The following is a 26,893-nucleotide window of genomic DNA, read 5'->3' on the forward strand; positions in this document are numbered from 1 at the left end:
ACCAGCATGCAGACCGTTACCGATGCCGCCGCACTTCGCGCAGCGATTCGGGGCTGGCGCACCGCGGGCCAGACGGTCGGCTTCGTGCCGACCATGGGCAACCTGCACGCGGGCCACCATTCGCTGCTGAAACTGGCGCGTGCCCGTGCCGATCGCGTCGTGGCCAGCGTTTTCGTGAATCCGACGCAGTTCGGCCCCGGCGAGGACTTCGAGCGGTATCCCCGTACCCTGGCCCAGGATCAGGCGGGATTGGCAGAGGCGGGTTGCGACATCCTGTTCGCTCCCGACGTGGCCACGATGTATCCGTTCGGCCCGGCTTCCAGCGTGAGCATCCATGTACCGGTCATCACCGATACGCTCGAAGGCGCGCATCGCCCGGGTCATTTCGACGGCGTGGCCACCGTGGTGGCGAAACTCTTCAGTCTCGTCCAGCCCGACCTGGCCGTGTTCGGGCAAAAGGACTTCCAGCAGCTCAAGGTGATCGAGCGCATGGTCCGCGACCTCTCGCTGCCGGTGAAGGTGATGTCGGCGCCGACCCTGCGGGAAGCCGACGGGCTCGCCATGAGTTCGCGCAATCAGTACCTGTCGGCGCAGGAGCGGTCCCGGGCACCCTTGATCCACGCCACCCTCCTGCAGATGCGCGAGCTCTTCCAGCAGGGGCATGCGCGCCAGCCGCTGGAAGCGGCGGCCAGGTCGCGCCTGGAGCGGGGTGGCTTCGTCCCCGACTACGTGGCCATTCGCCGGGTGGAAGACCTGGCCGAGCCCGGCGCGGATGAGCGGGAGGGCCTGGTGGCCCTGGTGGCGGCCCGCCTGGGCAGCACCCGCCTCATCGACAACCTGCCGTTCGACTGAACCCCTTCACAAACGGGGACTTGCGTTTCGGACGCCGGTCCCCCATAAAGCGCACCGACAGAGGAAGCCCACGCGACGGATCGGGCAACCCTCCGTTAGAATGGGCGTTTTTGCAGTAACCCCATCCCAGAGACCGCCATGCACCTCAACATGCTCAAGTGCAAGATCCACCGGGCCACGGTGACTCACGCCGAGCTGAACTACGAAGGTTCGATCGCCATCGACGGCACCCTTCTCGACGCCGCGGGCATCCGCGAGTACGAGCAGATCCATGCCTGGAACATCAGCAACGGCGAGCGTTTCGTGACGTACGCTCTGCGTGCGGAAGAGGGCTCGGGCATCATCTCGGTGAACGGCAGCGCGGCGCGCCGCGTGTCGACGGGCGACCTGGTGATCATCGCCGCGTTCGTGGGTCTTTCCGAAGCGGAACTGGCGAAGTACCAGCCGGACCTCGTGTACGTCGACGAGAACAACGTCATCACGCATACGAACCACTCCATCCCCAAGCAGGCGGCGTAAGTCGGGCTGAGTAAGTCGGCGGGCTTTGCCCTGCCTGTGAGTTGGCCGCTGCGCGGCCTGTGAACCGTAAGCAAGAGCGCCTGTGCGCGATTCGGTTCACTGTTCACTGCGCGAAGCGCGACTTACAGGCGGCCACCGGCCGCCGACTCACAGGAAGCCGCAACGCGGCTTCCATACAATCCACTTACGCTGCACTGCGGTAAGATTCGCGCTTCCCTCCGTTGCAGCCAAGTGGAAGCCATGGAATCAAAGCACGCCCCGTTGCCCTCGTTCGAGGAGCACGCCTCCCGCCTTGCCGGCACCCATCTTCGTGACCTCGTACAGGACGACGCCCGCGGCGAACGCCTGCGCAAGCGTATGGGTCCCATCCTTCTCGACATATCGCGGCAGAAGCTCGACATCGCCGCGCTCGACGCGGTGGGCGCCTACATCGAAAGCACGGGGTGGAAGGCCGCGCGCGATGCGATGTTCGAAGGCAAGCACATCAATACCTCCGAAGACCGCGCCGTTCTCCACACCGCCCTGCGCGGCGGTGCCTCGCGGCATCCCGCGGCACCGGCCGAGGTTCGCCGGGACGTTGCCGACGCGCTGGACAAGATGGAAACGCTCGTCAACGCCGTGCACAAGGGCGAAGGCGAGTCGGTCGGCCTGATCGGCGGCGTCACCGACGTGGTGAACATCGGCATCGGCGGATCGGACCTCGGCCCGCGCCTTGCCGTCCATGCGCTGGAACAGTTCCACGTGAAGGGCATCACCAGCCACTTCCTCACCAACGTCGACGGGCAGGCCGCGACGGATCTCATGAACAAGCTCGACCCGGCCCGCACGCTGGTCATCCTGGTGTCCAAGAGCTTCAACACGCAGGAAACCCTGCTCAACGGCGGGGTTTTCCGTAACTGGATACTGAAAGCCAACGACGGCGACGAAAAGAAAACCGCCCGGCACTTCATCGCCGTGAGTTCGAACGTCGAGGCGGTGCAGAAGTGGGGCGCGTCCCAGATACTCCCCATGTGGGATTACGTCGGCGGGCGCTTCTCGCTGTGGTCCGCCGTCGGTGCGTCCATTGCCTTTTCCATCGGCATGCAGGGCTTCCGTGACCTCCTCGCGGGTGCCGCCGAAGCGGACGATCATTTCCGCAGCGCCGAATGGCAGGACAACTTGCCGGTATTGCTGACGATCGCCGAGATCTGGAACCGCAATATCCTGGGTCGCAGCAGTCGCGCCGTGGTGCCTTACGTCGATTCCCTGGCCGATCTTCCCTCCTACCTGCAGCAGCTGGAAATGGAGAGCCTGGGCAAGCACGTGCACCCGGATGACGGCAGCGAAGTACACCAGCCCACGGTGCCCGTGGTCTGGGGAAGCATCGGCACCAATGCGCAGCATGCGTATTTCCAGGCGCTGCACCAGGGCACCGACACGGTGCCGCTCGAATTCATCGGCCTGGTGAAGCCGGCGCACCCGCTGCGCGAGAACCACGACGTGCTGCTGTCCAACCTTCTGGCGCAGGCCGCCGCGCTCTCGCTCGGCAAGACCTTCGACGAAGCACTGGCCGAGGCGAAATCCGGTAGCGACTCCGAGCGCCGCGCCCTCGCGGCGCAGCGCTCGTTCAAGGGCGATCGTCCCAGCACCGTCTTCATGCTGGATTCGCTCACGCCGCACTCGCTGGGTGCGCTGATCGCCCTGTACGAACACAAGGTGTTCATGCTCGGCCACCTGTGGGGCATCAATGCCTTCGATCAGTGGGGCGTGGAACTGGGCAAGGTGATCGCCAAGCAGATCTACCCCTCGCTTGCCAACGACAAGGACGCCGGCGACCTCGGGCAGTTCGACGGTGCCACGCGCGCGCTGATAGGGGCCATTCGCTCCCGACGCTGAACTTTCCCAGTCGTATCGTCATTAAAGATAAGCCCGGCTTCGAGCCGGGCTTTTTCTTTGCCATGCGCGACGAACGTTTTCTTTTGAGCGTGCCGAAAAGACACCGGCTTCGCCTACAGCGTTCGAAATATCGCGTCACGACATCGGGCGGCGCAGTGTAGTACTGCCGAAGCAGGCTTCTCTCCACGGACGGAGATGTGTCATGCATGCCCAGAAATGGCTGCTTGCGATTTCGCTGGCTGTCTTGGCGTTGTGCGACGCCAGGTCGATGCCGCTCCCGGATCCCCAGACCATGGACGACCCGGGTTGGAAGGTGCAGGAACACCTGCAGAAGCGCTTCGACGAAAAGCGCTACGACTGCGGAAGGAACGAGGAGGGATACCAGCACCCTGCGTTCCTGTGCTCCGGCATCTTGATGCGATCCACCAATTTCTCGACGAGCTACCACTCGTGGCTGCCCAATCCGGCCAACGCGGCGTGGGGCGTGTCTTTTTCGTGGCTTCGCCAGGACTCGAATTTTCCCGAGAATTACCCTTCGGCCAACGGGTTCATCATTTATCCCTGGTTCCATACGCCGAAGGGTTACGAGCACCTCATGCTGCGCTGTGCCTACCCGCAAGACGCATGGACCGGAGCGCCCGATCGTTGCAAGACGGCGGGCCAGCCCATCTGTCAGGATCAGGGCGTGTTTTCCGACGGGCGGTGGATCCTCAAGCGTTTCGACGAGGACGAGAACCAGTGCGCCTTTGGCGTCGAGGATTCACGGAAGACCAATACCGCAAGCGCATGGATGCAGATGGTCGAAGTTCGTCAGGAAAAGCAGTTCTTCGTTCGTAACGAGATCGTCGTTGCGGCGTGGCCGCAGGATGTCGGAGCACGCATGCCGGTCGAAGCATTCTTCTACCGGGACAATTGCTTCTATACGGATAACGACTGTGGGAAGGGGGCCGATCCCAAGACGAAGCTCTCCCGGGCGGATAGCATTGTCGCTCGACGCGACGCCGCCAGGAACGACCAGAAGGATTTCCTCAAAGTGACCGGCCGATGGGTGCCCGTCATTCGCTGGACGCCGGCCACGTCCATGGCCGGCCGGGCCATCTTCGATTATCGGAAGGAAGACCAGGCCGTGCCGGAGCCCGCAGTGAAGAATTGACTTCCCCGGTCAGCCTTCCGGCGTCGCCAGGGCGCCTTTTTACTCCAGCCACTGCTTGCGGTCGCCCGCGCGCTTCTTCGCCAGGAGCGTGCCCATCGGCTTCTGCGTGCCATCGTCGGTGTCGACCGTGGGCGGGATCAGACGACGCGCGATGTTATCTAGATATCATTTGACAGCATAATGATACGGTGATAACACTAGCGCCACGAACTAATCGTGCCGTCGCCTCGGGGGAGGAAAGCTCATGTTCCGTCGTCATCCGTTCAACGGTCGGAAGGCCATCTGTGCAGGTATCGCGCTGGCCTTGAGCATGCCTGTTCTGGTTCAGGCGCAGGACACACCCACCGCTGCGACCGGCGACTCGGCGACACAGGGAACGCACCCGGCGAAGTCTCACGAGCCCACCGATCTCACCGCGGTCACGGTTACCGCCAACAAGCGCAGCGAACGCGTGCAGGACGTGCCGATGGCAGTCTCCGCGTTGAACGGCGGCCAGCTCGATCGCGAGAGCGCGCAGAGCTTCGCCGACTACGCGACCCGCGTGCCTGGCCTCAACACCGTCACCCTCGGCCCCGGCCAGACCCAGCTGACCCTGCGTGGTATCACTTCCGGCTCGAATACGCCCAATGCGACCGTGGGCACTTACATCGACGACACGCCGTTCGGCTCGAGCACGGTGTATGCCGCCGGCGCCATGCTGACGCCCGACATCGATCCCGACGACGTGGATCGCATCGAGGTGCTGCGTGGGCCGCAGGGCACGCTCTACGGTTCGAACACGCTCGGCGGCCTGGTGAAGTTCGTTACCACGCCGCCCGACAGCACCCGCTTCGCCGGTCGCGTGCAGGTGGGCGGCAGCAGCGTATCCCACGGCGGTGACGGCTTCGACACCCATGCGATGGTCAACCTGCCGCTGGTCAAGGACGAGCTCGCGCTACGAGTGAACGCGTTCGCCCGTCGCGATCCCGGTTACATCGACAACGTCGCGAACGGGCGCAAGGACACCAACGACGCGAAGATTCGCGGCGGCCGCGCGCAGCTGCTGTGGACGCCGTCGAGCACCGTCTCGGTAAGGCTCGCGGCCCTGGCGCAGAACCTCGACGGTGACGCCCTGGCGAACGCCGGCGTGCAGATCGATCCGGTCTCGCTGCGACCGATCTACGGCGACCTGCGCCAGTCGTTCGCGGTCGGCACCGGCAAGTTTGGCGTGCGCTACCGGCTCTACAGCGCCGACGTCAGTGCCGATTTCGGCTGGGCCACGCTGGTCTCGTCGACGAGCTACGGCAAGCTCGACAAACGCTCCGACACCGATACGACCTTCGCCTACGGCCCGCTGGTCAATCCGTTGCTGGGCCTGGACAACGGCGCCTATTCGATCAGCAACCCGATGGAGCTGAACAAGGTGACGCAGGAACTGCGCCTGCAGTCGGCCACCGACCAGGCCGTGGAGTGGCGCGCCGGTGTGTTCTTCACCCGCGAGCACACTACCAACGTTCAGGACGTCAACGTTTTCGATGCCACCACCGGCGCCCCGATCGCGCTACCGGACACGGCGGGGCACGTCGCCGTGGGTCCGGCAAAGTTCAAGGAGTGGGCCGGTTACGCGGACATAACCTGGCACGCCACGTCGCGCTTCGCCGTCACGGTGGGCGGGCGCTACAGCCACGACAGCACCGAGTTCCATGAGACCAGCTATGGCCTGCTCGCGCCCACGGCAGAGTTCACGCAGAAGAGCACGGACAAACCGTCGACGTATCTGGTCAATCCCACGTTCAAGTTCAACGACAACCTGATGGTCTACGGACGCATCGCCTCCAGTTTCCGTCCGGGCGGTGCGAATACCTCGGTGCTGCCGGGTACGGACGCACCGAAGACCTTCGACCAGGACCGTCTGGTCAACTACGAGCTGGGTCTCAAGAGCAGTTCGGAGGACAAGCGCTCGACGGTCGAGCTCGCTGCATTCCTGATCGACTGGAAGGACATCCAGCTCGCCGCGATCGCGGGTGGTGTGTCTTTCCTCAGTAACGGCGGCAAGGCGCGCAGCCGTGGCCTGGAGGCGAGCTGGAACTACGTGGCGGCCAATGGCCTGGTGTTCTCCACCAACGCCACATGGACACGTGCCGAATTGACCTCCGACACGCCGCCGGGCCTGTTCGGCCGTAAGGGCGACCGGCTGCCGTACGTGCCGAAGTTGAACGCGAACGTCGGCATCGACTACGACTTCCCGATCGGCGAGGACTGGTCCGCCTTCGTCGGCGGCAGTTACCGCTACGTGGGCGATCGCGTTTCCGACTTCTCGACCGAGGAGGGGCCGCGTTTCGCCATCCCCAGCTACAGCGCCGTGGACCTGCGCGCGGGCGTCTACGTGGGCGACTTCACCTTCAAGGCTTACGTCAAGAACGTCTTCGACAAGCGCGGCGTATCGTCGATCGGCCCCGAGACGCTCGATCCACGCGCCTCGCCGTTCAGCGCGCGCTACATCGTGCCGCGCACGGTCGGCGTTTCCGCCAGCGTCGACTTCTGATCCATCGCCCGGCCACCGTTTCTCCTGGAGTCGCCATGTCCCGCTTCGCTAGACGCCTGATGGCGTTGGCCCTCGCGTGCGCCGCCCTCGGCGTGCACGCGCAGGTGCCGTCGCTGCCCGCATCCGCCAGCTCCACGGCCGCGCCGGCGGCGGTCGCGACGCCCGCTGCCGTGCCGTCCACGCCCGACGCCTCGACGCCTGAGCTGAACGCCGAGGACCTGTCGCGTTTCTTCGACGGGCTCATCCCGTTCGCGCTTGAACGCGGCGACCTCGCCGGCGCCGTGGTCAGCGTGGTGAAGGATGGCGACGTACTGCTCGCACGCGGCTATGGCCGCGCGAACCTCGCCACGGGACAGGTGCCGTCGCCGGAGTCGTCGCTCTACCGTCCCGGCTCGATCTCCAAGCTGTTCACCTGGACCGCCGTCATGCAGCAGGTGGAGCAGGGCAAGCTCGACCTCGACGCCGACGTCAACCGCTACCTCGACTTCGCCATTCCGCCGCGGGACGGCAAGCCCGTCACGCTGCGCCAGCTGATGACCCACACCGGCGGCTTCGAGGATACGGCCAGCGGCATGTTCCCGGCATCCGCGGCGGGTATCAATCTCGAGGCCTACCTGAAGTCGCACATGCCGCGACGCATCTACGACGCCGGTATGTATCCCGCGTATTCCAACTACGGCTGCGGCCTCGCGGCGTACATCGTGCAGCGCGTGTCCGGCGAACGCTTCGAGAGCTACGTCGACCGGCACATCTTCCGGCCGCTGGGGATGCATCGGTCCACCTTCCTGCAACCGGTGCCGGCGGACCTCGAGCCGCTCCAGGCGATCGGCTACAAGACGGCCTCGGACGGCGTGCCGAAACCCTTCGAGATGATCAATCCGGCGCCCGCCGGTGGGTTGAGCAGCACGGCCATGGACATGGCGCGCTTCATGATCGCTTATCTCGACGGCGGCGGTCGCGGCAGTGCGGCGATCCTGCGTCCGGAGACCGTGCGCCTGATGCACACGCGGCAGCACACCAATGCGCCCGGGCTCAACGGCATGGACCTCGGCTTCTACGACGAGGACCGCAATGGCCAGCGCATCGTCGGCCACGCGGGCGACCTCGACTATTTCCACTCCGATCTGCATCTGCTGCTCGATGCGCACGTGGGCATCTTCGTGTCCTTCAACAGCCTCGGCAACGAGGCGGGCGCGCACGTGGTGCGCAAGGAGATCCTGCGTCGCTTCCTCGATCGTTATTATCCGCAGCCGGCCAGGCACACGGCCGCGCTGCCGGACGCGGCCGGCGATGCGGCGAAGGTCGCCGGCTGGTATCGCTCGACGCGCCGCAACGACAGCGCCCTGCGCCTGTTCTACCTGCTCGGGCAGACGTCGGTGTCGCCGCAGCCCGATCACACGATTGTCGTCGATGCCTTCACCGACGCGGCCGGCGCCCCACTGCGCTGGCACGAAGTGGCACCGCTGGTCTATCGCGACGCGGGCGACACCACATCGCTTCGATTCGTCGCCGACACGGACGGGAGCATCCGTTACTTCGCCACCGACGAGGAGGTGCCCGTCGCGGTCTTCCAGCGCATCGGCGGTGCGGGGGCGCTCGGCTCGGTGCTGCTGTGGCTGTCGCTGTCCAGCCTGGTCGTGTTCGCCGCATGGTTCGCCTGGCCGATCGGCGCGTGGACGCGTCGGCACTACCGTCGGTCGCTGCCGTTCGCGCCGCGTGCCGCACGATTCCGCCTCTATTCGCGGCTGGCCATCACAGTGCTGGCGCTGGAAATCGTCGGCTGGGCTGCCCTGTTGACCTACGTCCTCGCCAACGACGCCATCCCGCTGCTGCAGGGCGGTATCACGCCGGCGCTCTATGTCCTCTACGCGTGGGGCCTGCTCGCGCTGCTCGCGGTGGCGGTGATCGTCGCGCATGCGGTCGGTACCTGGCGGTCGCCGCGTCGCGGTCGATGGGTCCGCCTGGGCGAGGGTCTGCTCGCGCTTGGCGCGCTCTACCTCGCCTGGTTCATCGTCGCCTTCGGGCTGGTCAGTTTCAGTACGGCCTATTGACCATGGCCGCCTACGCACCTGCGGGATTCCCCATGAACGAAAGCGCGCCGTCGCGTTTGTCCCTTTCCATCGAGACCAAGAGCTGGCCGCTGGAAGTGCCGTTTGCGATCACCGGGTACACCTTCCATTCCTTCGATGCCGTGATTGTGACCCTGACCGACGAGCACGGTCATCGCGGCATCGGCGAAGGCCTCGGTGTGTACTACCTGGGCGACGTACCGCCGACCATGATCGAGCAGATCGAGGGCGCTCGCGAGCGCATCGAGGCCGGCATCTCCCGCGAGCAACTGCTCGACGTGCTGCCGCGCGGCGGTGCCCGCAACGCAGTGGACTGTGCGCTATGGGACCTCGAGGCCAAGCGGGCCGGCAAGCCGGTCTGGGCGCTCATCGAGGGCCAGGCGAAGCCGCATGCGCTGACGACCACGTTCACCCTCAGTGCGGGCGAGCCGGCGACCATGGCCGAGGTCGCCCGGCGCTTCGTCTCAGCGGAACCGCCGTCCGCCGCGGCGCGAGCCGCGGCGAAGAGCAACGCCGATCTCATCCATGGCGCGCGTGCCCTGAAGCTCAAGCTTACCGACGACGCGCGCAACGCGGAGCGGGTGCGCGCCGTGCGCGCGGCGGCGCCCGAAGCGCGGATCATCGTAGACGCCAACCAGGGTTTCACCGTCGAGTCGTTCCGCGCGCTCCTACCTGCATTTCAGGAGACGGGCGTCGAGCTGGTGGAGCAACCGTTTCCCACCGATCGCGACGAATGGCTGTTCGGACTCGACAGTCCGATCCCCCTGGCCGCGGACGAAAGCGTGCAGGACCGCCACGACCTGGAGAAGATGGTCGGCCTGGTCCAGGTGATCAACATCAAGCTGGACAAGTGCGGTGGTCTCACCGAGGCGCTGGCGATCGTCGAGCGCGGTCGCGCGCTCGGCTTCGACCTGATGGTGGGCAACATGTCCGGCTCGTCGTGGTCGATGGCGCCCGCCTTCATCGTGGGCCAGCATTGCCGTGTGGTCGATCTCGACGGTCCGCTCTACCTGAGCGAAGACCGCGATCCCGCCGTGCGCTATGCCGACGGTATGATCGATTGCGCCGACGAGGTGTGGGGCAACGGGCGGGAGACGATCTGATGAACATCGCGTTCCCCGCGGGGAAGAGCTGGTTTGGCCACCCTCGCGGGTTGACCGTGCTCTTCCTGACCGAGATGTGGGAGATGTTCTCCTTCTACGGCATGCGGGCGATCCTGGTCTATTACATGACCAAGCACCTGGTCATGGACCAGGGCTACGCATCGCTGGTGTACGGCACCTACGCCGCGTTCGCGTATTTCACCCCGGTCGCCGGCGGCTGGGTGGCCGACCGCTGGCTGGGCAAGCGCAATGCCGTCATCATCGGCGGCTCGACGATGGCCCTGGGTCATTTCCTGATGACCTTCGAGCCTTCATTCTTCGCCGCGCTGGTCCTGATCGCGCTGGGCAACGGCCTGTTCCTGCCCAGCCTGGCGAGCCAGATCGAAGGTCTTTATCGCGACGGCGACGAGCGCAGCAAGACCGCATACAACGTCTACTACGTCGGCATCAATCTCGGCGGCTTCATGGCGCCGCTGGTCTGCGGGACGCTAGGCGAAGTCTACGGCTGGCACTACGGCTTCGCCGCAGCGGGGGTGGGCATGCTGCTGTCCCTGGTCATCTATCTGGCCGGCGCCCGCTACCTGCCGGCGGAACCGCGCCGCGCCGTGCTGCCTGCATCCGCGCGTCGCCCCGTCGACCGCGCGGTGCGCGAGCGCTTCGCGCTGCTGATCGCGATCGCCGCCATCGTTGTCGTGTTCCGTGGCGCGTACGAGCAGAACGGCAATACCTTGCCGCTGTGGATCGATACGGGCGTCGATCGCCGTCTCAGCGACGCCTGGTCCTTTCCTATGACCTGGTTCCAATCGATCAACTCGCTGGCCGTGTTCGCCTTCACCCCTTTCCTTGTCGCGTACTGGGTGCGCAAGGCGAAGCGGGGCAGGGAGACGCCGCTGTTGCGACGGATGGCCTTCGGCGCCGCCATCGTCGCGGCCTCGTTCATCGCCCTCGGTGTGCTGGCGGCATGGCACGAGAGCCAGGGCTTGCGGGTGAGCTGGGTCTGGGTATTCGCCTGGTTCGTGGTGTTCACCATCGGCGAACTGCACATCCTGCCGGTGGGCCTGGCGCTCTTCGGTCGCCTGGCACCGGAGGGATTCCGCGCCACCAGCATCGCCACGTGGTTCTTCGCCGGGTTCTTCGGCAACCTGCTGGCGGGTGGCCTGGGCACGCTGTGGAGCCGGATGGGTCACGGCGGCTTCTTCGTCCTGATGGGGTGCTTCGCCGGCGCGTCCGGCTTGCTGCTTCACCTGCTCGGGAGCAGGGTGGGCGACGTCGGACGCCATCGCGATCCTGCATATCCGGTGGTCGGTGCACGTTGAGAGAATCCAGATGATCGAAGAGCTGCAGAAGACCTTGAAGAGCCGGTGGGAGACGTTCACTCCCTCCGAGCAGAAGATTGCCACCTACCTGCTGCAGAACATCGGCGGGATCGCCTTCGAAACCGCGGCCTCGCTGGCACGGCACATCGGGGTCAGCCCGATGACCGTCGGTCGCTTCCTGCGCAACCTCGGCTACGAGGGTCTGAACGAGCTGAAGGACGACCTGCGTGGCGAGGCGCCGTGGCTGCCGCTGTACAAGACGCCGGATCACCTCGCGGACGCGTCGCTGTCGGAAGGCCTGCAAGCCGAGATCCGCGACCTGACCAGCGTCCACGCGCTCGCGCATACCCAGGAGTGGGCGGCCATCGTCGACCTGCTGGTGAAAGCCCAGCGGATCTCCGTCGCCAGCTTCCACCACGGCCGTTTCCTGGGCCTTGGCTTCGCAAACCTGCTTCAGCACGTCAGGCCGTGCACGCGTTTTGTCGAAGGCTCCGATGGCGCCTACATCGACGTACTGCTCGACGCGAAGCCGGGCGATTGCCTTGTGCTGATCGACTTCCGTCGCTACTACCGGCATTTCCGCCTCCTTGCCGAGGAGGCGGCGACGCGCGGCATTCCGCTGGTGATCATTACCGACTCGCAGTGCTACTGGGCCCGCAAGCTGACCGACCACGTGCTGATGATTCCCATCGACGAGGCGCGCGCGTGGCACAACTTCGGCCCGGCGATGAGCCTGCTCAGCCTGTTGATCGGCGCGATCGCGCGACGGCAGGAGCAGTCCGGCATGTTCGAGCGCATCGACCGGATCACGCGCCTGCGCCAGAGCTTCGCCGGCTACCTCGAAGCGCCGACGCTCGACGACCGGCCGGCCGGCAAGGCGGCGAGCGGACGCAAGAACACGGCGGGCAAGCTTCGAGCCAAACGATCCTGACCGTAGGGCGCGCGGTCCATCGAAAGAACGAGAAGGGGAGACTGATGTTCCGACAGCCCGCATCCGGCCCGATCCGGCCGCTCCACGCCCTGACCCTGGGCGGTGCCTTGTGTGCCGCCCTCGCCATGGCGCCCGCGCTCGCCGACGAACGCGCTCCGGCCGCGACGGCGCTGCAACGGGACGCCACGCCGCTGGACGATTACGTCGCCCGCGCAATGCGCACCTTCGACACGCCCGGCGTCGCCATCGCCGTGGTCGAGGGCGACCGCATCGCCACGCACACCTACGGCGTGCGCACGCTCGGCGCCGCCGGAGCGGTCGGCCCGCATACGCTGTTTCCGATCGGCTCGAACACCAAGGCGTTCACCGCCGCGGCACTGGCGATCCTCGTCGACGACGGCAAGCTGGCCTGGGACGATCGCGTGGCCGACCACGTCGCCGGCTTCCGCATGTACGACGGCTTCGCCTCGCAGATGACGATCACCGACCTGCTCGTGCACAACAGTGGGCTGGGCAAGGGGCAGGGCGACCTCATGCTGTTTCCCAGCACGGATCGCACGCGGGCGGAGCTGACCCGTTCGATGCGCTTCCTCAAGCCGGAGCATTCGTTCCGTGCCAGCTACGACTACGACAACGTGTTGTACGTCGTCGCCGGACAACTGGTCCAGGACGTCACCGGGCAGACCTGGGAAGCGACGCTGCGCCGGCGCATCCTCGAACCGCTGGGCATGCGCGACACGCAGACCGACGTAGACACGCCGGTGGCCGACCAGGTCGGCCTGCACGGCAAGAACAGCACGCCGATCCGCGGTGTCGGCCCGACCGCGGTGCTCAAGACAGTGCTCTCGGGCACCACGTTCTCGCCCGCGGGCGGACTGCGCAGCAGCGCGGCGGACATGGGGCTGTGGCTCAGGGCGCTGCTGCGCGACGGTGTCATCGACGACCAGCGGCGCCTGTTCAGCGCGGACGCGGCAAAGGCACTGGTGACGCCGCATACGGTGATCGACGAGCCGGCCCCGCCCGGGCCGCTCGCGCTCGCCCATCCGCTGTTCAACGCCTATGCGCTTGGGTTGGAAGTCGGCGACTACCGCGGGCACAAGGTGATCACTCACCTCGGCGGCGTACTCGGCGCCTACTCGGTGACGATGATCATTCCGGAAAGGAAGGTCGCCTTCGCCGTGATGGTGAACGCCGAGGACGCGGGCACGTTGTTCTCCCTCCGCGAGCATCTGCTCGACACGTACCTGGGCCTGGACTCGCCGGACTGGATCGGGACGTACAAGCAATTCTTCGATGCCAGTCATGCCGAGGCCGCGGCTGCCCTGAAGAAACGCGAGGCCGAGACGCATCCGGAGCGCGGCCCGTCGCTCGCCGTCGACCGCTACGTCGGTGTCTACCGCGATCCCTGGTACGGCACGGCTACGCTTTCGCGCGACCCTAAGAAGGCCGGCGAACTGCGCATCCGTTTCGACCGCACGCCGGGCCTCGAAGGGCGACTGGTCCATGTGCAGTACGACACCTTCCGCACGGTCTGGGACATGCCCGACGTGGAAAACGCGTTCGTCACCTTTGCCCTGACCCCGGAGGGCGGCATCGAGCGGATGAGCATGGCGCCCGTGTCGCCGACCGCCGATTTCAGCTGGGACTATCGCGATCTGCATTTCACCCCGGCGGCAAAAGCCCGCTGATCCCTTCGAGGAATCCGCTTCCCATGTCTTTCGTTCCTCCGACCGCACCCACGGAACTCGACAACCTGCCGCAGCCTTACCTGCTGTTCCTCGGCGACGTGACCGAAGCGGGCTACGCCAAGACCGCGTTCGGTCTGCGCGACTGGGCGTTCGATCGTTGCGTCGGGCAATGGGGCTGCGGCAGCACGATCGATACCGGGCTGCCCACGCTGACGCCGGTCGAAGCGCAGGCCGGGGGTGCGCGCGGACTCGTCATCGGCGTCGCGAGTCCGGGTGGCGCGATTCCCCCGCGCTGGGTCGAGGCGCTGATCGAAGCGCTCGAGGCCGGTCTGGACCTCGTCAGTGGCATGCATACGCGCCTGTCCAGCATCGCACCGTTGGCGGACGCCGCACGACGGCTGGGTCGCCGACTGATCGACGTACGCGTCCCGCCGGACGGATTACCCGTCGGCACGGGACGTCGCCGCGGCGGCAGGCGCCTGTTGACGGTGGGTACCGATTGCGCGGTGGGCAAGAAGTACACGGCGCTCGCGTTGGCCAAGGCCTTGATCGAGCGGGGCGATGCGGTCGATTTCCGCGCAAGCGGCCAGACCGGCATCCTGATCGCCGGTCGCGGCGTGCCGATGGACGCGGTCGTCGCGGACTTCGCCGCCGGCGCGGCCGAACGCCTCAGCCCCGCGGCAGAGCCCCCGCACTGGGACGTCGTCGAAGGGCAGGGGTCGCTCTTTCATCCTGCGTATGCCGGTGTCTCGCTGGCCCTGCTGCACGGCACCCAGCCCGACGCCTTCGTCGTCTGCCACCAGCCGGACCGGCCGCACATGCTCGGTTATCCGGACTTCGCGCTGCCGGAGGTCGTCGAGGTGATCGAGCTGACGACGCGTCTGGGCCAGCGCACGAATCCGCGCATCCGCTGCGTCGGCGTCGCCTTCGACACCTCGCGGCTAGATGCCGATGACGCCATCGCGCGCATGCGGGCCGAAAGCGCTCGCCTCGGCCTGCCGGTGGCCGATCCGCTGCGCGGCGGCGATGCCTTCGCCGCCCTGGTCGATGCCGTGCGCGCGGTGTCGCCGTGATGCCCATCCTTCGTTTCCGCCTACGGAGAACGCCCGTGTCCCTGTTCAAGACGATCGTCGCGGTAGCTTTGGCCACGGCCCTGTCCACCGCGATGGCGCAGGTGCCCACGCCACCGACCACGCAGCCCGGTCCCGCACCGGTTCCGCCGGCGGCCACGGCCGAGATGGACGGCACGGCGCATCCGCTCGATGCCCGCGACGCGAACACCTGGCTCGACGGCTTTATGCCCTATGCGCTGGAAGTGTCGGGTATCCCCGGCGCGGTCGTCGTGGTGGTCAAGGATGGCCAGGTGCTGACCAGCCGCGGCTTCGGCTACGCGGATCGCGACCGGCGCACGCCGGTCGATCCGGCCACCACGTTGTTCCGTATCGGCTCGGTGTCGAAGCTGTTCACCTGGACGGCGGTGATGCAGCAGGTCGAGGCGGGAAAGATCGACCTCGACGCCGACGTCAATCGTTATCTGGACTTCACCATCCCGCCGCGCGCGGGCAAGCCGGTCACCATGCGTCAGCTGATGCAGCACGTGGCCGGCTTCGAGGAACAGAGCAAGGGCATCATGACCGAGGACCCGAAGTCGCCCGGTTTCGAGACCCTGCTCAAGCGCTGGGTGCCGCAGCGTGTGTTCGACGCCGGCACGACGCCGGCGTATTCCAACTACGGTGCAACGCTGGCCGGCTACATCGTGCAGCGCGTCTCCGGACAGTCGTATGACGACTACCTCGACGACCACATCTTCAAGCCGCTCGGCATGACGCATGCCACCGCGAGGCAGCCGCTACCGGCGGCGCTGTCCTCGTTCATGGCGAAGGGCTACGTCTTCGGCGAGGACGCGCCCAGGGCGTTCGAAATCGTCGGACCCGCGCCCGCCGGCTCGATGTCGGTGAGCGGCGAAGACATGGCGCGTTTCATGATCGCGCACTTGCAGGGTGGCACCTACCAGGGCGCGCGGCTGCTCGGTGAGGCGACGACGCGGCAGATGCACGACAGCCCGCTCACCCTGCTGCCGCCGCTGAACCGCATGGAACTGGGTTTCTTCGAGACCAACATCAACCACCGCGAGGTCATCGGCCACCTCGGCGACACCGTGCTGTTCCACACCGCGCTGCACCTGTTCCTGCGCGAAAACGTCGGCCTCTACGTCTCGTTCAACAGCGGCGGCCGCGACGGCGCGGCCGGCAGCCTGCGCACGGCGATCCTGCAACGCTTCGCGGATCGTTATTTCCCCGCGCCCGAGGATCCGGCCCGCGTGGACCCGGAGACGGCGGCGAAACATGCGGCCATGCTCGTCGGGCATTGGGACAACTCGCGCGTTTCCAAGAGCACGTTCCTTGCTGCGCTGAACGTGTTCGTGCAGCCCAAGCTGGCGGTCGACGCGGAGCATCACCTGGTCACGCCGTTCAAAGGCGTGGATGGCACGCCGCTGAAATGGGTGGAAACCGAGCCCTTCGTCTGGCGTGCCGTCGGCGGGCACGAACGGCTCGCGGCGAAGGTGGTCGACGGCAAGGCGGTGCGCTTCAGCATCGACCTGGTCTCCCCCTTCATGGTCTTCGAGCGCCCCACTGTGGGACAGAACGGCGCCTGGCTCGTTCCCGCGCTGCTCGCCGCGGCGATCGCGCTGCTGCTGACCGTGCTGACCTGGCCGGTCACCGCATTGGTCCGCCGGCATTATCACGTGCCGGCGGCGCGGCTGGACCAGGTCAGACGGGCGTATCGGCTCAGCCGGTTCGGTGCGCTGGCGATTGTGGTCGCGCTCGTTGCCTGGGCGAGCCTCGTACTGACCCTGTTCTCCCACCTGTCCTACATGAGCGATGCCTCGGATGGCGTGGTTCGTGCCGTGCAGGTGTTCGGCATCGTCGCCTTCGTCGGTGGCTGGCTTGCCATGTTCCCGCACCTGGTCTCGGTGTGGCGTGGACCGTCGCGCTGGCCCGCACGCGTGTGGAGTGTGGTCCTCGTGCTCTCGGCCAGCGTCTTGCTGTGGTTCGCCTGGACCTTCGCGTTGCTGCGCGTGTCCGTGCTTTATTGAGGAGAAGCCCGTCATGTCCACGTCATCCGCCTGGCGGCTTCTCGCCTGCCTTGCCGCGAGCGTCACTGTCGCGCCTTGCGTCGCCGCCGACGCAGCGTCGGAGCGGGCGGCACGGGTCGAGCGCGTGCTCGCCACCACGCCCCTGATCGACGGGCACAACGATCTGCCCTGGGAAATCCGCCAGCGCGTCGGCAATGCCGATGCGATCGACCTGCGCGCGGACACCTCCCGACTCCCCGCAGGCAAGGCCGAACCGTCCGCGCCGCCGCTGATGACCGATATCCCGCGCCTGCGCAAGGGCCGTGTGGGCGCGCAGTTCTGGTCGGTCTGGGTGCCGCCGACGGTCGCGGGGACAGCCGCGTTGAAGATGACGCTGGAGCAGATCGACCTCGTCCATCGCATGGTCGAGCGCTACCCGGACGACTTCCGCATGGCGACCTCGGCAGAGGACATCGAGAAGGCTCATGCCGATGGACGCATCGCTTCCCTGATCGGCATCGAGGGCGGCCATTCGATCGACGACTCGATGGCGGCGCTGCGCCAGTTCCACGCGTTAGGCGTGCGCTACATGACGCTCACCCACACGCTGGACAACGACTGGGCCGATTCGGCCACCGACACCCCGCATCACCACGGACTTACCGCCTTCGGCAAGGACGTCGTGCGCGAGATGAACCGCCTGGGCATGCTGGTCGACTTGAGCCACGTCTCGGAAGCGACCATGCGCGACGCCCTGGCCGTCTCACAGGCGCCGGTGATCTTCTCCCACTCCGGCGCCCGCGCCATCGACGATCATCCACGCGATGTCTCCGACGAGGTGCTTGCGCTGGTCGCGAAGAACCGAGGCATCGTCATGGCGACCTTCGCCACGCCCTACGTCTCGGAGGCGTACAACCGCTGGTCCGCCGACCGCGCCGCGGAACAGACGCGCTACAACGCGCCGCCGTACGCCGGCCTGTACATCGGCCAGCCGGAACGCGCCGCGGCGGCGATGGCGGCGTGGGACAAGCGTCATCCGAAGCCGGTGGTCACCCTGGCCATGGTTGCCGATCACATCGAACACATCCGCCGCATTGCCGGCATCGACTGCGTCGGCATCGGCTCGGACTTCGACGGCATTCCGGACACGCCGGTGGGTCTGGAAGGCGTGGACGCCTATCCCGCGCTCTTTCGCGAACTCGCCCGGCGGCATTGGTCCGACGAGGACCTGGCCAAACTGGCCGGCGGCAACATGCTGCGCGTGATGCGCGAGGCCGCCAGCGTCGCCGCCCGCTTGCAGAAGGAAACGCCGCCGTCGCATGCGACGGCGGAGTGAGGCAGGTAGACCCAGTCAGGCCATCGCGAACGGACAGTCGGGTTTTTCGTGATGGCGGAGTATCCGTCCGGCGCTGCGATCAGACTTCCAACGTTGCCAGGTCGCCCTTTTCTTCCAGCCACTGCTTGCGGTCGCCCGCGCGCTTCTTCGCCAGGAGCATGTCCATCAGCTTCTGCGTGCCATCGTCGGTGTCGACCGTGAGCTGGACGAGGCGGCGCGTGTCCGGGTGGATGGTGGACTCGCGCAGCTGCGCCGGGTTCATCTCGCCGAGACCCTTGAAGCGCGTGACGCTCACCGCGCCCTTCATCTTTTCGCGCTCCACCTTCTCGAGCATCAGGCGCTTCTCTTCCTCGTCGAGGCAGTAGAACACCTGCTTGCCCACGTCCACGCGGAACAGCGGCGGCATGGCGACGAAGACATGGCCCTCGCGCACCAGGGAGGGGAAATGGCGAAGGAAGAGGGCGGAGAGCAGGGTGGCGATGTGCAGGCCGTCGGAGTCGGCGTCGGCCAGGATCACCACCTTGCCGTAGCGCAGGCCGGAGAGGTCGTCCTTGCCGGGATCGCAGCCGATGGCGACGGCCAGGTCGTGCACTTCCTGCGACGCCAGTACCGCACCGGATTCGACTTCCCAGGTGTTGAGGATCTTGCCGCGCAGCGGAAGGATGGCCTGGAAGTCCTTGTCGCGCGCCTGCTTCGCGGATCCGCCCGCCGAATCGCCTTCGACGAGGAAGAGTTCGGTACGGGTAAGGTCGGTAGCGGCGCAGTCGGCGAGCTTGCCGGGCAGGGCGGGGCCCTGGGTGATTTTCTTGCGCACCACCTGCTTCGCTGCCTTGAGGCGCGCGCTGGCGCGCTCGATGGCGAGCTGGGCGATCTTCTCGCCGAGATCCACGTGCTGGTTCAACCAGAGGCTGAAGGCATCGTGCACCACGCCTTCGACGACGCCGGCGGCATTGCGGGACGACAGGCGCTCCTTGGTCTGGCCGGCGAACTGCGCGTCCTGGAGCTTGACGCTCAGCACGAAGGCGAGGCGCTCCCAGACATCCTCGGGTGCCAGCTTCACCCCGCGCGGCAGCAGGTTACGCAGGTCGCAGAACTCGCGGATGGCGTTGGTGAGGCCGGAGCGCAGGCCGTTCACATGGGTGCCGCCCTGCGCCGTGGGAATGAGGTTGACGTAGCTTTCCTGCACCAGCTCGCCTTCGGGCAGCCAGGCCAGGGCGACGTCGAGCGCGTCGGTGTCGCGCGCGAAATGCTTCACGAACAGTTCCGCCGGCAAGGCTTCGGAGCCCTGGAGTTCGCCGCGGAGGTAATCGGACAGGCCGTCCTCGTAGTACCACTCGCTGGTTTCGCCGCCTTCTTCGACGAGGCGTACGGTGAGGCCCGCGCAAAGCACGGCTTTTGCCCGCAGCAGGTGCTTGAGCTTCGACACGAGGATCTTCGGCGTGTCGAAATACTTCGGGTCGGGCCAGAAGCGGAGCGTGGTGCCGGTTTTCTTCTTCGGTACGGTGCCGATCACTTCCAGGTCGCTGGCACGGTCGCCATGGGCGAAGGCCATGCGGAATTCCTGGCCTTCGCGGCGGATGGTGACGTCCACGCGCGTGGACAGCGCGTTGACCACCGACACGCCCACGCCGTGCAGACCGCCGGAAAACGCGTAGTTCTTGTTGGAGAACTTGCCGCCCGCGTGGAGGCGGGTGAGGATCAACTCCACGCCCGGCACTTTTTCCTCGGGGTGGATGTCGACCGGCATGCCGCGGCCGTCGTCGGTGACTTCCACCGAACCGTCGTTGAAGACCGTGACCTCGATGGTTTTCGCATGGCCCGCCAGGGCCTCGTCGACGGAGTTGTCGATGACCTCCTGGGCCAGGTGGTTCGGGCGGGATGTGTCGGTGTACATGCCCGGACGGCGCTTGACCGGGTCCAGGCCGCTGAGGACTTCGATGTCGGAAGCGTTGTAGCGAGTGTTCATCGGGTGCGTTGCTCGTTCGTAGCCGGGCAGGATGGGGCGAGGGGCAAGGGGCGGTCAAGCCTGGGGGACAGCCGTATCACCACCCGAGACTTGTGGGAGCCGCTTCAGCGGCGATCCCGCGGCAGCGGGCAAGCTCGCCGCGAGCACCCATCGCCGCTGAAGCGGCTCCCACACAAAGCGAAGATCACAGCGGCGCGCAGTGCCATTCGAGCCATTCGCGGTCCGCGCCGTCCAGCAATGGCGCCAGTGCCGCGCGCACGGTGGCGTGGTAGTCGTCCAGCCAGGCCCGCTCGGACGGCTCCAGGAGCCGCGGCTCCAGGCCGCGCCGGTCGAAGGGACACAGCGTCAGCGTCTCGAACGCGAAGAATTCGCCGAATTCGGTGCTGTCCGCCTGGGTGACCACGGCCAGGTTCTCGTGACGGATACCGTAGCGGCCGGGCTTGTAGAGGCCCGGCTCGATCGAGGTGATCATGCCGGTTTCGAGCGGCACCAGGGCGCCGCCGGCCACCGGCGGGCGAATGCCGTGGGGACCTTCGTGCACGTTGAGGAAGTATCCGACGCCGTGGCCGGTGCCATGGCCGAAATCCATGCCGGCAGCCCAGAGCGGCGCGCGCGCCAGGGCGTCCAGTTGCGGGCCGCTCGTCCCCTTGGGGAAGCGGGCGCGCGACAAGGCGATCATCCCCTTGAGAACCAGTGTGGAGTCGCGACGCTGCTCGTCCGTGACCGGCCCGAGCGCGAGCATCCTCGTGATGTCCGTCGTGCCGCCGAGGTATTGCCCCCCGGAATCGACCAGCAGCAGCCCCTTCGCGGCAAGCGGGCTGAAGCCCGATTCGGTGGCCCGGTAGTGCGGCAGGGCGCCGTTGGCCTCGTAGCCGGCGATGGTGGAAAAGCTCTCCCCGACGAAACCGGCCTGGACCGCACGCGCGTCGCGGACGATGGTGTCCACGTCCAGCTCGGTGAGCGGTTCGCCGGCGGCCAGGCCGGCCTCGATGCGCCGGAAGGCGCGCGCGAGCGCCGCGCCGTCGCGGCGCATCACGTCGCGAATGTGGTCCAATTCTTCCGGTGTCTTGCGGGCCTTCTGCGCGGTGGACGGATTCGGCGCGCGCACCTGCTTCACCGTGGCCGGCAGGCCTTCGAGCAGGGCCACGACCACGCGGCCGGCGTCGTACATCAGCACAGCGTCGTCGGGCAGGGCGGCGATGGCCGATCCGGCGGTGCCATAGTCGGCGAGCGCGATGCCGTCGGCGGCCAGCGCCGCCTTCACCTCGCCCGGCACCTTGGCGGCGTCGACAAAAAGCGTGGCGGTGGATTCGCCGACAAGCAGGTGCGCCAGGAACACCGGGTTGTACTCGACGTCCGCCCCACGCAGGTTCGTCAACCAGGCGATGTCGTCGAGGCTCGACACCAGGTGATGGGTGGCGCCGGCCTTGCGCATGGCCGTGCGGACATGGCGCAGCTTGTCAGCGCGCGGAACGGTCGCGAAGGGCGTCGCGTGGGCGAAAACGGGGTTGGCGGGCCGGGCAGGGCGATCGTTCCATGCGGCGCCGGGCAGGTCGAGGTCGGTACGCAGCCCGGCGCCTGCCTCTTGCAGGCGCCGGGCGAGGTTTTCCGCCGCCGCCACGGCAATGCTGTCCGCGGCGACGGCGACCACGTCGCCTTCCCCCAGTTGCCCGGCCAGCCATGCCACGTGCTCGGGGGTGTGCGCCACGTTCAGTTTCATCAGGGGCAGGCCGCTACCGGCCAGTTCACTCTCTGCCTGGGCGAAATAGCGCGAGTCGGTCCACAGGCCGCCCCCGGTGGCCGTGACCACCAGCGTGCCGGCCGAGCCGGTGAAGCCCGAGAACCATTCCCGGGCTTGCCAGCGCGCGGGGAGGTATTCGGAAAGGTGCGGGTCGGCCGAGGGCACGATCACGGCGGCGACGCCCTCGCGGGCCATGGCGGCGCGGAGGGTCTGAAGGCGGGTGGGGATAGGGTTGGCGTTCATTTCGCCGATGGTACTTGTCTCCCAAGACTTATGTGGGAGCCGCTTCAGCGGCGATGGGGGCTCGCGGCATGCTTGCCCGCTGCCGCGGGATCGCCGGCATAGCCGGCTCCCACAGGCGGCCCAAGCCTGTTGGTCCCTGCCTCTCGCGAGCCGCCACGCACTCGGGTAAAATACAAATTTCCAGCACTGGCTGCTCGCATGACTCCCCTGATTTTCGTCACCGGCGGTGTGGTGTCTTCCCTCGGGAAAGGCATCGCAGCGGCGTCGCTTGCCTCCATCCTTGAGGCGCGTGGTCTCTCCGTGACCATGATGAAGCTCGATCCGTACATCAATGTGGATCCGGGCACCATGAGCCCCTTCCAGCACGGCGAGGTGTACGTCACCGACGACGGCGCCGAGACCGACCTGGACCTGGGCCACTACGAGCGCTTCGTGCGCACGCGCCTTACCGGCAAGAATTCGATCACCGCCGGCAAGATCTACGAATCCGTGATCCGCAAGGAGCGCCGTGGCGACTACCTCGGCGCCACGGTGCAGGTGATTCCGCACATCACCGACGAGATCAAGCACTCCATCCACGAGGCCACCCGCGGCTTCGACGTGGCGCTGGTGGAAATCGGCGGCACCGTCGGCGACATCGAGTCGCTGCCCTTCCTCGAGGCCATCCGTCAGCTGCGCATCGAGCACGGCCCGGAGAAGTGCATGTTCGTGCACCTCACCCTGGTGCCGTTCATCAAGGCCGCGGGCGAGATCAAGACCAAGCCCACCCAGCACTCGGTGAAGGAACTGCGCTCCATCGGTATCCAGCCCGACGTGCTGCTGTGCCGCTGCGAAGAGCCCCTGCCGGACGGCGAGCGCCACAAGATCGCCCTGTTCACGAACGTTCCGAAGAACGCCGTCATCAGCACGATCGACGTCGACGTCATTTACAAGCTGCCCATGTGGCTGCACGAGCAGGGTCTGGACGACCTGGTCATCCGCCGCCTCGGTCTCGACGCCGGTCCGGCCGATCTCTCCAGCTGGGTGCGCACGGTCGAGGCCGTGGAACATCCGCGCGACGAGATCACCGTGGCCATCGTCGGCAAGTACGTGGAGCACAAGGACGCCTACAAGTCCCTGGGCGAGGCGCTGCGCCACGGCGGCATCAAGCAGTCCACGCGCGTGAACCTGCGCTGGGTGGATTCCGAAGACGTCGAGGCGCGTGGCCCCCGGGCAGTGCTGGGCGACGCGGACGCCATCCTGGTGCCGGGCGGCTTCGGCAAGCGCGGCTTCGAGGGCAAGATCCTCGCCGCCCAGTTCGCGCGCGAAACCGGCGTGCCTTACTTCGGCATCTGCTACGGCATGCACGCCGCGGTGGTGGAGTTCGCGCGCAACATCGCCGGCCTGCCGCAGGCCGACTCCAGCGAGAACGACCGCAATACGCCCGACCCGGTCATTGCCCTCATCACCGAATGGACCACGGCCACGGGCGAGACCGAAGTGCGCAGCGAGCGTTCCGACCTCGGCGGCACCATGCGCCTGGGTGCGCAGGAGTGCCGCCTGAAGGCCGGCACCCTGGCTCGCGAACTCTACGGCGAAGACGTCGTGCGCGAGCGCCATCGCCATCGCTACGAGTTCAACAACCGCTACCGTCAGTCGTTCGAAGATCTCGGCCTCGTCATCTCCGGCAAGTCGATGGACGACCTGCTCGTGGAAATCGTCGAACTGCCGCGGCAGGTGCACCCGTGGTTCCTGGGTTGCCAGGCGCATCCGGAATTCACCTCCACGCCCCGCGAAGGCCATCCGTTGTTCATCGGCTTCGTGCGCGCCGCGCGTGAGTACAAGGCCGTTCGCGAAGGCGAGCGGCTGGCCGTCCGTTCCGAGGAGTCTGCCGCATGAAGCTCTGTGGTTTCGAAGCCGGTCTCGACCAGCCCCTGTTCGTGATCGCCGGCCCGTGCGTCATCGAATCCATGCAGCTGCAGCTCGACGTTGCCGGCAAGCTCAAGGAAATCACCGGCCGCCTGGGCATCAACTTCATCTTCAAGTCCAGCTTCGACAAGGCCAACCGTTCGTCCGGCTCCAGCTTCCGTGGCCCCGGCTTGGAAGAGGGCCTGAAAGTGCTCGACGCGGTGAAGAAGCAGATCGGCGTGCCCGTCCTTACCGACGTGCATGAATACACGCCGATGAACGAGGTGGCCGCGGTGGTCGACGTCCTGCAGACGCCGGCCTTCCTGGCCCGGCAGACCGATTTCATCCAGAACGTGGCCCGCGCCGGCAAGCCGGTGAACATCAAGAAGGGCCAGTTCCTGGCTCCGTGGGACATGAAGAACGTGGTGCAGAAGGCGTTCGACGTGGGCAACCACGACATCATGGTCTGCGAGCGCGGCGCGAGCTTCGGCTACAACAACCTCGTGTCCGACATGCGTTCGCTGGCGGTGATGCGCGAAACCGGTTGCCCCGTGGTATTCGACGCCACGCATTCGGTGCAACTGCCGGGCGGCCAGGGCACCAGTTCCGGCGGCCAGCGCGAGTTCGTGCCCGTGCTGGCGCGCGCGGCGGTCGCCGTAGGTGTGGCGGGCCTCTTCGCAGAGACACACCCCGATCCCGCCAAGGCCTTGAGCGACGGCCCCAACGCATGGCCGCTCGACCAGATGGAAGAACTGCTGGAGACCCTGATGGAACTCGATCAGGCCGTGAAGCGCAGAGGTTTCGCGAAACACGCCTGAGCCGTCCCCCGGGACGGTATGATTGACGGGATCCGGCGCGCCGCGCCGGTACGCCGACAGCGGGCCGGCACGGCCCCGGGGAGACTGGCTTCGATGACTGAAGACAACGCGATCCACGACGCCGGCGCACCTCGCCAGCGTGCGGCCCGCATGCCGCAATCGGGTCACGGCATCGCTTCCTTCGTCATCGCCCTCGTGTCCGGTCTCGTCGTGCTGGCTTCCATCACGTTTTCCGCGCTGCTCGTCGCGTCCGGCAATGCCGAGCAGCACATGCCGGTCTTCGGCCTCATCGGCATCGTCATGTGCGCCTTCCTGGCGCTCTCGCTGGTGGGCCTCATTCTCGGTTTCATGGCCCTGCGCCGCCAGGATCGACGCCGCACGTTCGGTGCGATCGGCCTGGGCCTCAATGCCCTCATCCTCGTCGGTACCACGGGTCTCGTGCTCGTCGGCACCTTCTTCAGTCATTCCAACTCGTAACGGGAAGCGCATGACCACCTCCATCAGCACCATTCACGCCCGCGAAATCCTCGACTCCCGCGGCAATCCGACCCTCGAGGCCGAAGTCACCCTCGCCGACGGTTCGTTCGGACGCGCGGCGGTACCGAGCGGCGCGTCCACCGGTACGCGCGAGGCCGTGGAATTGCGCGACGGCGACAAGAGCCGCTACGGCGGCAAGGGCGTGAAGAACGCGGTGGCGAACGTGAACACCACGATCGCGAAGGCGCTCGGCGGCTTCGATGCGGCCGACCAGAAGGGCCTCGACGCGAAGCTCATCGCGCTCGACGGTACCGACAACAAGAGCAAGCTGGGCGCGAACGCGTTGCTCGGCGTGTCCATGGCCGCCGCGCATGCCGTGGCCGCGTCGCGCAAGCAGGCGCTGTGGCAGTACCTCATGGTGGACGGCGGCGGCTCGCTGCCCGTGCCGATGATGAACATCATCAACGGCGGCGCGCATGCCGACAACAATGTCGACGTGCAGGAATTCATGGTGCTGCCGGTCGGCGCGCCGAATTTTGCCGAAGCGCTGCGTTACGGCGCCGAGATCTTCCACGCCCTGAAGTCCGTGCTCAAGGGCCGGGGCCTCAATACGGCCGTGGGCGACGAGGGTGGCTTCGCCCCGAACCTGAAGTCCAACGTCGAGGCACTCGACACCATCCTGGAAGCCGTGAACAAGGCCGGCTACAAGGTGGGTAGCGACATCCTGCTCGGTCTCGACGTGGCCAGCTCCGAGTTCTTCAAGGACGGCAAGTACGACCTCGAAGGCGAGGGCAAGGTCTTCACCCCGGAACAGTGGGTGGACACGCTGGCGTCCTGGGCGAAGCAGTACCCGATCGTCACGATCGAAGACGGCATGGCCGAAGGCGACTGGGCCGGCTGGGCCCATCTCACGAAGGCCATCGGCGAAGGCATCCAGCTCGTGGGCGACGACCTCTTCGTGACCAACCCGAAGATCTTCGCCGAAGGCATCGACAAGAAGATCGCGAATGCCATCCTGATCAAGGTGAATCAGATCGGCACCCTCACCGAGACCCTGGAAGCCATCGCCATGGCCGATCGCGCGAAGTACGCGGCCATTGTGTCGCATCGCTCGGGCGAGACCGAAGACACCACGATCTCCGACATCGCCGTGGCCACCACGGCAACGCAGATCAAGACCGGTTCGCTCTGCCGCACCGATCGCGTGGCCAAGTACAACCAGCTCCTGCGCATCGAGGAAGCCCTGGGTTCGAAGGCGAAGTACGCCGGTCGCCAGGCGTTCCCGAGCCTGTCGAAGCTCCCTGGCTGAGTCCTGCCTT

Annotated in this window: 19 protein-coding genes; 17 read left to right on the top strand and 2 right to left on the bottom strand. The window is 66.7% G+C overall.

Annotation, left to right across the window (positions count from 1 at the left end; all coding sequences use genetic code 11):
• The first annotated feature begins 6 nt into the window (after nucleotides 1-6).
• The 13 genes from panC to FHS47_RS03885 all read left to right on the top strand — a co-directional run bounded on the left by panC (nucleotide 7) and on the right by FHS47_RS03885 (nucleotide 18,442).
• Complete coding sequence (gene panC / locus FHS47_RS03825; protein ID WP_167023170.1) at nucleotides 7-852, top strand: pantoate--beta-alanine ligase; 846 nt, start codon at nucleotides 7-9, stop codon at nucleotides 850-852.
• A 138-nt stretch (nucleotides 853-990) separates the two neighbouring features.
• The gene (gene panD / locus FHS47_RS03830) at nucleotides 991-1,371 is read left to right on the top strand and encodes an aspartate 1-decarboxylase (RefSeq protein ID WP_167023173.1); all 381 of its coding nucleotides are present in this window, start codon (nucleotides 991-993) and stop codon (nucleotides 1,369-1,371) included.
• A gap of 240 nt (nucleotides 1,372-1,611) precedes the next feature.
• Nucleotides 1,612-3,246, top strand: coding sequence for a glucose-6-phosphate isomerase (pgi, locus tag FHS47_RS03835; protein WP_167023176.1), 1,635 nt, complete (start codon nucleotides 1,612-1,614; stop codon nucleotides 3,244-3,246).
• A 202-nt stretch (nucleotides 3,247-3,448) separates the two neighbouring features.
• Nucleotides 3,449-4,399, top strand: coding sequence for a hypothetical protein (locus FHS47_RS03840; protein WP_167023179.1), 951 nt, complete (start codon nucleotides 3,449-3,451; stop codon nucleotides 4,397-4,399).
• 244 nt (nucleotides 4,400-4,643) lie between these two features.
• Nucleotides 4,644-6,923: a TonB-dependent receptor gene (locus FHS47_RS03845; RefSeq protein WP_167023182.1), complete on the top strand. Its 2,280-nt coding sequence runs from the start codon at nucleotides 4,644-4,646 to the stop codon at nucleotides 6,921-6,923.
• Nucleotides 6,924-6,958: 35 nt separating this feature from the next.
• A complete protein-coding gene (locus FHS47_RS03850) occupies nucleotides 6,959-8,974 on the top strand; it encodes a serine hydrolase domain-containing protein (protein ID WP_167023187.1) in 2,016 nt (671 codons plus the stop codon).
• Between the two features lie 32 nt (nucleotides 8,975-9,006).
• Complete coding sequence (locus FHS47_RS03855; protein ID WP_167023191.1) at nucleotides 9,007-10,095, top strand: dipeptide epimerase; 1,089 nt, start codon at nucleotides 9,007-9,009, stop codon at nucleotides 10,093-10,095.
• A complete protein-coding gene (locus FHS47_RS03860) occupies nucleotides 10,095-11,411 on the top strand; it encodes a peptide MFS transporter (protein ID WP_167023196.1) in 1,317 nt (438 codons plus the stop codon). Before FHS47_RS03855 ends, FHS47_RS03860 begins: the two co-directional genes overlap by 1 nt.
• 10 nt (nucleotides 11,412-11,421) lie before the next feature.
• Entirely contained in the window at nucleotides 11,422-12,342 is a 921-nt protein-coding gene (locus tag FHS47_RS03865; RefSeq protein ID WP_167023199.1) for a MurR/RpiR family transcriptional regulator, read from the top strand.
• Between the two features lie 44 nt (nucleotides 12,343-12,386).
• Nucleotides 12,387-14,030, top strand: a complete 1,644-nt coding sequence (locus FHS47_RS03870; protein ID WP_167023202.1) for a serine hydrolase — start codon at nucleotides 12,387-12,389, stop codon at nucleotides 14,028-14,030.
• A gap of 23 nt (nucleotides 14,031-14,053) precedes the next feature.
• Nucleotides 14,054-15,103, top strand: coding sequence for a DUF1611 domain-containing protein (locus FHS47_RS03875; protein ID WP_167023205.1), 1,050 nt, complete (start codon nucleotides 14,054-14,056; stop codon nucleotides 15,101-15,103).
• Nucleotides 15,104-15,138: 35 nt separating this feature from the next.
• On the top strand, nucleotides 15,139-17,127 hold the full coding sequence (locus FHS47_RS03880; RefSeq protein WP_208381781.1) for a serine hydrolase domain-containing protein: 1,989 nt from the start codon (nucleotides 15,139-15,141) through the stop codon (nucleotides 17,125-17,127).
• Nucleotides 17,128-17,140: 13 nt separating this feature from the next.
• The gene (locus FHS47_RS03885; RefSeq protein WP_167023211.1) at nucleotides 17,141-18,442 is read left to right on the top strand and encodes a dipeptidase; all 1,302 of its coding nucleotides are present in this window, start codon (nucleotides 17,141-17,143) and stop codon (nucleotides 18,440-18,442) included.
• Between the two features lie 79 nt (nucleotides 18,443-18,521).
• Here the strand turns inward: FHS47_RS03885 and parE are convergent, their stop codons facing one another.
• Together parE and FHS47_RS03895 are read right to left on the bottom strand one after the other, a co-directional pair.
• Nucleotides 18,522-20,408 carry a DNA topoisomerase IV subunit B gene (gene parE / locus FHS47_RS03890; protein ID WP_167023214.1) on the bottom strand — a complete coding sequence of 629 codons (1,887 nt, stop codon included), beginning with the start codon at nucleotides 20,406-20,408 and terminating at the stop codon, nucleotides 18,522-18,524.
• 184 nt (nucleotides 20,409-20,592) lie between these two features.
• Nucleotides 20,593-22,392 carry an aminopeptidase P family protein gene (locus FHS47_RS03895; RefSeq protein ID WP_167023217.1) on the bottom strand — a complete coding sequence of 600 codons (1,800 nt, stop codon included), beginning with the start codon at nucleotides 22,390-22,392 and terminating at the stop codon, nucleotides 20,593-20,595.
• A 198-nt stretch (nucleotides 22,393-22,590) separates the two neighbouring features.
• Here FHS47_RS03895 and FHS47_RS03900 point away from each other — a divergent pair, with 198 nt between their 5' ends.
• The 4 genes from FHS47_RS03900 to eno all read left to right on the top strand — a co-directional run bounded on the left by FHS47_RS03900 (nucleotide 22,591) and on the right by eno (nucleotide 26,883).
• Complete coding sequence (locus FHS47_RS03900) at nucleotides 22,591-24,270, top strand: CTP synthase (RefSeq protein WP_167023220.1); 1,680 nt, start codon at nucleotides 22,591-22,593, stop codon at nucleotides 24,268-24,270.
• The gene (kdsA, locus tag FHS47_RS03905) at nucleotides 24,267-25,097 is read left to right on the top strand and encodes a 3-deoxy-8-phosphooctulonate synthase (RefSeq protein WP_167023223.1); all 831 of its coding nucleotides are present in this window, start codon (nucleotides 24,267-24,269) and stop codon (nucleotides 25,095-25,097) included. Before FHS47_RS03900 ends, kdsA begins: the two co-directional genes overlap by 4 nt.
• A gap of 93 nt (nucleotides 25,098-25,190) precedes the next feature.
• Nucleotides 25,191-25,574, top strand: coding sequence for a hypothetical protein (locus FHS47_RS03910; protein ID WP_167023226.1), 384 nt, complete (start codon nucleotides 25,191-25,193; stop codon nucleotides 25,572-25,574).
• A 10-nt stretch (nucleotides 25,575-25,584) separates the two neighbouring features.
• Entirely contained in the window at nucleotides 25,585-26,883 is a 1,299-nt protein-coding gene (eno, locus tag FHS47_RS03915) for a phosphopyruvate hydratase (protein WP_167023229.1), read from the top strand.
• Nucleotides 26,884-26,893: the final 10 nt, after the last annotated feature.

It is taken from the genome of Luteibacter sp. SG786 (genome assembly GCF_011759605.1).
Taxonomy (GTDB): domain Bacteria; phylum Pseudomonadota; class Gammaproteobacteria; order Xanthomonadales; family Rhodanobacteraceae; genus Luteibacter.

What these genes read in the sequence shown, in the direction of transcription:
- panC (WP_167023170.1), top strand. Translation starts at nt 7, where the DNA reads ATGCAGACCGTTACCGATGCCGCCGCACTTCGCGCAGCGATTCGGGGC.
- panD (WP_167023173.1), top strand. Translation starts at nt 991, where the DNA reads ATGCACCTCAACATGCTCAAGTGCAAGATCCACCGGGCCACGGTGACT.
- pgi (WP_167023176.1), top strand. Translation starts at nt 1,612, where the DNA reads ATGGAATCAAAGCACGCCCCGTTGCCCTCGTTCGAGGAGCACGCCTCC.
- FHS47_RS03840 (WP_167023179.1), top strand. Translation starts at nt 3,449, where the DNA reads ATGCATGCCCAGAAATGGCTGCTTGCGATTTCGCTGGCTGTCTTGGCG.
- FHS47_RS03845 (WP_167023182.1), top strand. Translation starts at nt 4,644, where the DNA reads ATGTTCCGTCGTCATCCGTTCAACGGTCGGAAGGCCATCTGTGCAGGT.
- FHS47_RS03850 (WP_167023187.1), top strand. Translation starts at nt 6,959, where the DNA reads ATGTCCCGCTTCGCTAGACGCCTGATGGCGTTGGCCCTCGCGTGCGCC.
- FHS47_RS03855 (WP_167023191.1), top strand. Translation starts at nt 9,007, where the DNA reads ATGAACGAAAGCGCGCCGTCGCGTTTGTCCCTTTCCATCGAGACCAAG.
- FHS47_RS03860 (WP_167023196.1), top strand. Translation starts at nt 10,095, where the DNA reads ATGAACATCGCGTTCCCCGCGGGGAAGAGCTGGTTTGGCCACCCTCGC.
- FHS47_RS03865 (WP_167023199.1), top strand. Translation starts at nt 11,422, where the DNA reads ATGATCGAAGAGCTGCAGAAGACCTTGAAGAGCCGGTGGGAGACGTTC.
- FHS47_RS03870 (WP_167023202.1), top strand. Translation starts at nt 12,387, where the DNA reads ATGTTCCGACAGCCCGCATCCGGCCCGATCCGGCCGCTCCACGCCCTG.
- FHS47_RS03875 (WP_167023205.1), top strand. Translation starts at nt 14,054, where the DNA reads ATGTCTTTCGTTCCTCCGACCGCACCCACGGAACTCGACAACCTGCCG.
- FHS47_RS03885 (WP_167023211.1), top strand. Translation starts at nt 17,141, where the DNA reads ATGTCCACGTCATCCGCCTGGCGGCTTCTCGCCTGCCTTGCCGCGAGC.
- parE (WP_167023214.1), bottom strand. Translation starts at nt 20,408, where the DNA reads ATGAACACTCGCTACAACGCTTCCGACATCGAAGTCCTCAGCGGCCTG.
- FHS47_RS03895 (WP_167023217.1), bottom strand. Translation starts at nt 22,392, where the DNA reads ATGAACGCCAACCCTATCCCCACCCGCCTTCAGACCCTCCGCGCCGCC.
- FHS47_RS03900 (WP_167023220.1), top strand. Translation starts at nt 22,591, where the DNA reads ATGACTCCCCTGATTTTCGTCACCGGCGGTGTGGTGTCTTCCCTCGGG.
- kdsA (WP_167023223.1), top strand. Translation starts at nt 24,267, where the DNA reads ATGAAGCTCTGTGGTTTCGAAGCCGGTCTCGACCAGCCCCTGTTCGTG.
- FHS47_RS03910 (WP_167023226.1), top strand. Translation starts at nt 25,191, where the DNA reads ATGACTGAAGACAACGCGATCCACGACGCCGGCGCACCTCGCCAGCGT.
- eno (WP_167023229.1), top strand. Translation starts at nt 25,585, where the DNA reads ATGACCACCTCCATCAGCACCATTCACGCCCGCGAAATCCTCGACTCC.